Source organism: Nonomuraea sp. NPDC003201 (assembly GCF_053590415.1).
Window position 1 is genome coordinate 1 of the sequence record NZ_JBSFTC010000438.1, and the last position, 7,143, is coordinate 7,143.

At 71.5% G+C, this 7,143-nt stretch carries 7 protein-coding genes and 1 pseudogene; 7 read left to right on the forward strand and 1 reads right to left on the reverse strand.

Annotated features, from left to right (window positions below; translation table 11 throughout):
• Positions 1-214: 214 nt before the first annotated feature.
• The 5 genes and pseudogenes from scpB to ACWDX9_RS57050 all read left to right on the forward strand — a co-directional run bounded on the left by scpB (position 215) and on the right by ACWDX9_RS57050 (position 4,293).
• The gene (scpB, locus tag ACWDX9_RS57030; RefSeq protein ID WP_350726906.1) at positions 215-748 is read left to right on the forward strand and encodes an SMC-Scp complex subunit ScpB; all 534 of its coding nucleotides are present in this window, start codon (positions 215-217) and stop codon (positions 746-748) included.
• Positions 745-1,782, forward strand: a pseudogene (locus ACWDX9_RS57035) (pseudouridine synthase); the annotation flags it as partial. The gene scpB and the pseudogene ACWDX9_RS57035, both read left to right, overlap by 4 nt.
• Positions 1,783-1,905: 123 nt before the next feature.
• Positions 1,906-2,712 (forward strand): pseudouridine synthase, encoded by an 807-nt coding sequence (locus ACWDX9_RS57040; RefSeq protein ID WP_350726418.1) that lies wholly within the window; start codon positions 1,906-1,908, stop codon positions 2,710-2,712.
• A gap of 69 nt (positions 2,713-2,781) precedes the next feature.
• Positions 2,782-3,141 (forward strand): chorismate mutase, encoded by a 360-nt coding sequence (aroH, locus tag ACWDX9_RS57045; RefSeq protein ID WP_185073133.1) that lies wholly within the window; start codon positions 2,782-2,784, stop codon positions 3,139-3,141.
• 63 nt (positions 3,142-3,204) lie between these two features.
• Positions 3,205-4,293: a prephenate dehydrogenase gene (locus ACWDX9_RS57050; RefSeq protein ID WP_449971432.1), complete on the forward strand. Its 1,089-nt coding sequence runs from the start codon at positions 3,205-3,207 to the stop codon at positions 4,291-4,293.
• Positions 4,294-4,447: 154 nt separating this feature from the next.
• On the opposite strand, the gene ACWDX9_RS57055 is transcribed toward ACWDX9_RS57050, so the two are convergent.
• Positions 4,448-5,323 carry an RNA-guided endonuclease InsQ/TnpB family protein gene (locus tag ACWDX9_RS57055; RefSeq protein WP_449971436.1) on the reverse strand — a complete coding sequence of 292 codons (876 nt, stop codon included), beginning with the start codon at positions 5,321-5,323 and terminating at the stop codon, positions 4,448-4,450.
• A gap of 65 nt (positions 5,324-5,388) precedes the next feature.
• On the opposite strand from ACWDX9_RS57055, the gene ACWDX9_RS57060 reads away from it, so the two are divergent.
• Together ACWDX9_RS57060 and ACWDX9_RS57065 are read left to right on the forward strand one after the other, a co-directional pair.
• On the forward strand, positions 5,389-5,820 hold the full coding sequence (locus ACWDX9_RS57060) for a hypothetical protein (RefSeq protein ID WP_449971439.1): 432 nt from the start codon (positions 5,389-5,391) through the stop codon (positions 5,818-5,820).
• 61 nt (positions 5,821-5,881) lie between these two features.
• A complete protein-coding gene (locus tag ACWDX9_RS57065) occupies positions 5,882-7,030 on the forward strand; it encodes an NAD(P)/FAD-dependent oxidoreductase (RefSeq protein ID WP_449971441.1) in 1,149 nt (382 codons plus the stop codon).
• The last annotated feature ends 113 nt before the right edge of the window (positions 7,031-7,143 follow it).

Sequence of the window (7,143 nt, forward strand, 5' to 3'; positions counted from 1 at the left end):
TGGACTCTCCCGAGTACACGACGGTGTCGGGGATGGAGCCGCTCAAGGCGCGGTTCGGGCTGCTGGTGGACAACCTCATGGACCTGTCGCACGAGGGGATGCCGCCCCGGCCGCGGCTCCCTCGGGCGCGGGTCCGGGGCGGGGTGCGGAAGGCCTCGAGGAGGAGCCCGGGGACGCGGAGGAGGGCCAGGAGCGCGCGGGGGAAGGGCCGACGTTGGCGGCGGCGCTGGAGGCCATCCTGCTCGTCGTCGATGAGCCCGTGGCCGAGATCACCCTGGCCCAGGTGCTGGAGCGGCCCACCCACGAGGTCGCCGCCGCATTGCGGGGCCTGGCGGCGGAATATACCGCTGCCGGCCGAGGTTTTGACTTGAGAGATGTCGCGGGCGGCTGGCGTTTTTACACGCGTGCCGACTGCGCGCCCCTGGTCGAGCGGTTCGTACGCGACGGCCAGCAGACGCGGCTCACCCAGGCCGCGCTGGAAACACTTGCGGTCGTGGCTTACCGGCAACCGGTGAGCCGGGCCCGCGTCGCCGCGGTACGCGGCGTGAACAGTGACGGCGTCATGCGGACGCTCGTCGCGAGAGGGCTGGTCGAAGAGGCCGGCACCGACCCGGAGAGCCAGGCAGTGCTCTACCGGACAAGCTCATACTTCCTTGAACGTCTGGGACTGCGGGACCTCAGCGAGCTCCCCGAGCTCGCGCCCCTCCTCCCCGACGACGTGGAAAACCTCGAGGAGACAACAAAGTGATCAACAGGCGTAGCACCCCGTCCGGTGATGGACGCGGTCGTGGACGTACCGGCGGCTCGGGTCAGGGCCGAGCGGGACGTCCCGCCTTCCGCTCCGATTCCAGTTCAGGATCCCGGTCCGGCGGCGGCTTCCGCGGCGGGTCCGGGGACTCCCTCCGCGCCGACCGGAGCGGCTCGCGTGCCGGGTCCGGCGGCCGCGAGCAGAGGCAACCCCGCGGCGAGCGCTACCCGGCGCGTGACGACCGCGGCAGCCGTTACGAAGACCGCGGCAACCGGACCGAAGACCGCGCCGGCCGGAACGACGACCGTGGGAGCCGGTACGAAGACCGGGGAAGCCGGTACGACGACCGCAACGGGCGCGGTGAGCGCCAGGAGCGGCCCTACGGCGACCGGGGCGGATACCGCTCCGAGCGCCGCGACGACGAGCGCGGCGGCCAGCGTGGCGGCGGTTTCCGCGACGACCGCCGTGGTTACGGCGCCGGGCGTCGTGACGACTCCGGCGGCGAGCGCGCCCGCGGTTCCCGCGACGAGCGTGGCGGCTCCGGAACCGACCGACGCGACGAGCGTGGCGGTTACGGTGCCGGGCGGCGTGACGACCGTGGCGGTTACACGGCCAACCGGCGTGACGACCGCGGTGGTTACGGTGCCGGCCGACGCGATGACCGTGGTGGTTACGGTGCCGGCCGACGCGATGATCGTGGTGGTTACGGTGCCGGACGGCGCGATGAGCGCAGTGGTTCCGGTACCGGGCAGCGCGACGAGCGTGGCGGTTACGGTGCCGGGCGGCGTGACGAGCGCGGCGGTTACACGGCCAACCGGCGTGACGACCGCGGCGGTTACGGTGCCGGCCGACGCGATGACCGCGGCGGTTACGGTGCCGGACGGCGCGATGAGCGCAGTGGTTCCGGTACCGGGCAGCGCGACGACCGCGGTGGTTACGGTGCCGGGCGGCGTGATGAGCGCGGTGGCGGTGGCGGGTTCCGGGTCGATCGGAGTGGGCGCAGGGACGGCGGAGCTCCGGCTTCCTCGCGTGCCCGGTTCGGCAGGCGGGACGGCGATGCCCCCCGCACCGCCCCCCGCACCGCCGACCGCGCCCCCCGTACCCCCCGCCGCGACGACGTGCAGACGATCGGCAGCGGCAGCCCCCAGCGCGACCGCGTGAAGGCCGCTCGCCAGCCCCTCCGCGACCGCGACTTCTACCCCGACGACTACACCGACGAGCGCGACACCACCGAGGTCCCCAACGGGGTGCGGCTGCAGAAGGTGCTCGCCCAGGCGGGCGTGGCCAGCCGCCGGGCCTGCGAGGAGATGATCGGCGACGGCAGGGTCACCGTGAACGGCCAGGTCGTGCGGCGGTTCGGGGCCAAGGTGGACCCGGCGACGCAGGTCATCCACGTGGACGGCAAGCGCGTCCCCACCGCCCCCGACCTCGTCTACTACGCCATGAACAAGCCCATCGGCGTCGTCTCCACCATGAGCGACCCGCAGGGCCGCCCGTGCCTGGCCGACTACGTGGAGGAGCTGGCCCCGAGGCTGTTCCACGTGGGCAGGCTGGACACCGAGACCGAGGGCCTGCTGCTGCTCACCAACGACGGCGAGCTGGCCAACCGGCTGACGCACCCCAGCTACGGCGTGCAGAAGAAGTACTGGGCCAAGGTGCCGGGCCCGATCCCGCGCGACCTGGGCCGCAGGCTCAAGCAGGGCATCGAGCTGGAGGACGGCATCGTCAAGGCCGACAGCTTCGCGATCGTGCAGGAGCACGGCCAGCAGGCGCTGGTCGAGGTCGTCCTGCACGAGGGCCGCAAGCACGTCGTCCGGCGCATGCTGGAAGTGGCGGGCCACCGGGTGATCGACCTGGCCAGGATCGAGTTCGGCCCGGTCAAGCTGGGCCGTACCAAAGCCGGGACGGTCAGGGCGCTGACCTTGAAAGAGGTCGGTGAGCTTTACGCGGCCGTGAAGCTGTAATCTGGCCGGACGCAGGAGCCCGTGCGAATCTCCGCACGGGCTCTCCCGCTATGGAAGGGGACAAACCACATGGTGCGGGCGATCCGCGGGGCGATCCAGGTGGAAGCCAACGACCGCGACTCGATCATCGCAGGCACGACCGAGCTGGTCACCGCGATCATGGAGCGTAACGAGCTGACCACCGACGACGTGATCAGCGTGCTGTTCACGGCCACGCCCGACCTGACGGCCGAGTTCCCGGCGCTCGCGGCGCGCAAGCTGGGCTTCCACGAGGTGCCGCTGATCTGCTGCACCGAGATCGACGTGCCGGGCGCGCTGCCCCGGGTGGTACGCCTCATGGCCCACGTCGACCTCGACCGCCCGCGCTCCGCGATCCAGCATGTCTACCTGCGTGGCGCGGTGAAGTTGCGGCAGGATATCGCCCAGTAACGCCCGGCGATTACGTCAGGGCATATTCACGCCCACTATGGCCCGATAAATCAGGACATCGAGATGGAACTTCGCACCGCGCTCGTCGTCGGCACCGGCCTCATCGGCACTTCCGCTGCCCTGGCGCTGCGTAAGCGCGGCGTACGCGTGCTGCTCGCCGACCGCGATCAAGCCGCCGTACGGCTGGCACGGGAGCTGGGCGCGGGCGAAGACTGGGACCCGGACGAGCAGCACACCGGCGAGGTGGACCTGGCGATCATCGCGGTCCCCCCGGCCCACGTGGCGACCGAGCTGCTGGAGCTGCAGCGGATCAACGCCGCCAGGTTCTACACCGACGTCGCCAGCGTGAAGGCCGAGCCCCTGCACCGGGCCACGCAGCTCGGCTGCGACCTGACCTCCTACGTCGCCTCCCACCCGCTCGCGGGCCGCGAGAAGTCCGGCCCGGGGGCGGCCAGGGCCGATCTGTTCCTGGGCCGGCCGTGGGCGCTGTGCCCCACCGACGAGGCCGACCCCGAGGCCAAGGCGACCGTGCTGCGGCTGATCGAGCTGTGCGGGGCCAACGCGGTCGAGGTGAGCGCGTCCGAGCACGACCGCGCGGTCGCCGTCGTCTCCCACGCGCCCCACGTCGCCGCCTCCGCCGTGGCGGCCCGCCTGGCCGACGCCACCGACGTCGCGCTCGGCCTGGCCGGCCAGGGCGTGCGTGACGTCACCAGGATCGCGGGCAGCGACCCGAGCCTCTGGCTCGGCATCCTGTCCGGCAACGCCTCCCCGGTCGCCGAGGTGCTCGAAGCCGTCGCCGCCGACCTGGCCGACGCCGCCAGCGCCCTGCGCGCCCTGGCCGAGGGCGACGGCACCGCCACCAACGACATCACCCAGCTGCTCAAGCGCGGCGTCGTCGGCCACGACCGCATCCCCGGCAAGCACGGCGGCCCGGCCTCCTCCTACGCCGTCGTCCAGGTCGTCATCGGCGACCGCCCCGGCCAGCTCGCCCGCCTCTTCCAGGTGTGCGACGAGGTCGGGGTCAACGTCGAGGACGTGCGCCTGGAGCACGCCCCCGGGCTGCCCCTGGGCATCGCCGAGCTGTCGGTCGAGCCCGACGCCGTGTCCATGCTGGTCGAGGCCCTGCGCGAGCGCGGCTGGGAAGTTCCCTAAAGAGGCGGATCGTCCTGTCAGAGCCCTGGCGCAACCGGTGTGGGGAGAAGAAAACGCCCTATCGGTTGATTGACTTCCTCCTGGCCTTGAACGACCGGGATTCCCCATGCCGCCGGCGCGTGGGGCCGCGCTCGCGTCCGGGGTGGTTGACGCTTCACAGACCGCCCAACAGCCAGGTCTCCACGTCCTGACACGACCTGCCCGGCCGCGTTTTGATATTGATGGCGGCGTTCACGTCAGCGTGTTCGACCATTGTGCATGAGGTGCAGGAGAACCGCGCTTGGCTCTCGCGCGATTTCGCGTCCACCGCCCCACAGGTCGAGCACGTGATACTTGTGTACGCCGGGTTGACCTTGACGATCTGAGTGCCTGTACGACGCGCCGCGCTGGTGAGCGCAAGCTCCAGCCCGTACCAGCCCTTATCCAAGATGGCCCGATTCAGGCCGGACTTGGCGGCCACATTCCTGCCCGGACACTCGATGGTGCCGGACGCTGACTTGGTCATGTTCGCCGTCTTGAGGTCCTCCAGCACTACCGTGCCGTACTGCTCGCACAGGCTCGCTGCGGTGCGCGCGTTGAAATCAGCCCGACGGTGCCGGACCCGCCGCATCACCGCCCCGATCTTCGCGATCACGCGCCTGCGCCGGTTACTGCCGCGCCGGGTCCGGGCAAGTTGCTGCTGCAAACGGCGGTAGCGTTCAGCCTCGCCGGTCGCGATGTAGGCGCGGTCATGGAAGTCGCCATCAGAGGTGGTGGCGGCCACGATCACGCCGCGGTCGATCCCGGCCCACGGGCCCGGATGCGCCGCTGGGGAAGCCTGTCCGTCCTCGATCAGGAACGCCACGAACCAGCGCCCGCCATCATGGGACACCGTTGTTGAGCGGACAGTCCCGCCCGGCGGGCGTGACCAGCGAAACCGCACCCAACCGAATTTCGGCAGCTTTACCCGGCCCCAGCGTCGCGAGAGCCGCTGGATGCTGATCCGCTCGGGTGAGGGGAACCGGAACGCGGGCTTCCAGCGGCGGGCCAAACGCCACCCCAGCTCCAGGCCTGCCGACCGAGCCCGAAGCCCCCAGGGCGCGCGCCGTCGCGGACGTGCGCGCCTGGATCGACTGGGCCGCGGAGGACGCCAAGACCTCCGACCCGAAGGCGAAGAAGGAGGACCGGCTGATCCACTTCGACCGGTACGTGGCCGGGTACATGACCCACCTGCTGTACGAGAACCCGGTGCCGTTCAAGGTCAGGTCCGCCGCGTACCAGGCGTTGAGGACCACCAAGGGCGTCAGTGACCTCGGCCGGGCGAAGGACCCGCTGAACCGGTCCGGTCAGAAGGTCGCCCTGCCGGTCTACGACCAGAAGAGATCGGTGCTCAAGGAGCAGTTCATCGTGGACACCCGGACGATGACGCTGCTGGCCCACTACACCGACCTGCGGGACGACGGCAAGCCGGTGGCCGGCAAGAGCGGGGTCGAGACGTACAAGGTCGGCTGGACGAACGACAAGCCCGCCGTGCCGGCCGCCGGATAGCCCGATGTCACATCCGAGCCTTCTCGATCCGTCTTCAGGCCGGATCGAGGAGGTAAGGACAATGACCGACATCCTGGTACTCGGAGCCGGCTACACCGGAGTCGTCGCGGCCATCAGGACCGCCGTCAGGACCCGCCGCACGGGCGGCCGGGTGCGGCTGGTGAACGCCTCGCCGAGGTTCACCGAGCGGCTCAGGCTGCACCAGACGGCGGCCGGGCAGCGGCTGACGGACTTCCCGCTGGAGGACGTGGTCGCGGGCACCGGCATCGAGTTCGTCCAGGGCCGGGTGGCCGGGCTGGACGTTGAGCGGCGGCAGGCCCGGCTGGCGGACGGGCGCGTGCTCGGCTACGACAAGCTGATCTACGCGCTCGGCACCGTCACCGACGCCTCGGTGCCCGGCGTCGCCGAGCACGCCTTCGTCTACGACGACCACGCGGGAACCGTACGGCTCGCCGAACGCCTCACCGCCCTCACCTCGGGCACGGTCGTCGTGGCCGGCGGTGGGCTGACCGGCGTCGAGTCGGCGGCGGAGATCGCGGAGGCCCACCCGCACCTGCACGTGGTCCTGCTGACCAGGGGGCGGCCCGGCTCCATGATGGGCGAGCGGGCCCGCGCCCACCTGGACGCCGTGCTGGAGCGGCTGGGCGTCGAGGTGCGGACCGGCGCGGACATCACCAAGGTGCTGCCGGAGGGCGTCGAGCTGGCCGGGGGCGAGCTCGTCCACTCCGACGCGACACTGTGGACCACCGGCACCAGGGGGCTGCCGCTGGCCGCCGGGTCCGGGCTGACCGTCGACGCCCGCGGCCGGATCGTGGTGGACTCCGCGCTGCGCTCGGTGTCCCACCCCGACGTGTACGCCGTCGGCGACGCCGCCGCGGTCAGCCAGCCGTACGGCGTGCTGCACGGCACCTGCCAGGGCGGCATCCCCACCGGCCTGCACGCCGCCGACTCGCTCGCCGCGACCCTGCGCGGCAGGACCCCGAAGGCGTTCCGGTTCGGGTACGTGCATCAGCCCCTCTCCCTGGGGCGGAAGGACGCGGTCATCCAGTTCACCCGGCGGGACGACAGCCCGCGCAGGTGGTACCTGAAGGGCCGGGCGGCGATCACGTACAAGGAGACCGTCAGCAGCAGCCCGATCCCCACGTTCAAGCTCCTGAAGCGGGGGCTGGTGCCCGTGTGGGCGTTCGCGCTGACCGGAGGGCTCGGGTGAACAGGACGACGGGCGGGGCCCTGGGGCCCCCCCGTCGCGTTCTTGCGTGATCAGCGCCTGGTCGTCAGGGCCTCGGGGACCTCACTCGGGTCGTCGAACATCTCGTGGTCGGG

What these genes read in the sequence shown, in the direction of transcription:
- aroH (WP_185073133.1), top strand. Translation starts at nt 2,782, where the DNA reads ATGGTGCGGGCGATCCGCGGGGCGATCCAGGTGGAAGCCAACGACCGC.
- ACWDX9_RS57050 (WP_449971432.1), top strand. Translation starts at nt 3,205, where the DNA reads ATGGAACTTCGCACCGCGCTCGTCGTCGGCACCGGCCTCATCGGCACT.
- ACWDX9_RS57065 (WP_449971441.1), top strand. Translation starts at nt 5,882, where the DNA reads ATGACCGACATCCTGGTACTCGGAGCCGGCTACACCGGAGTCGTCGCG.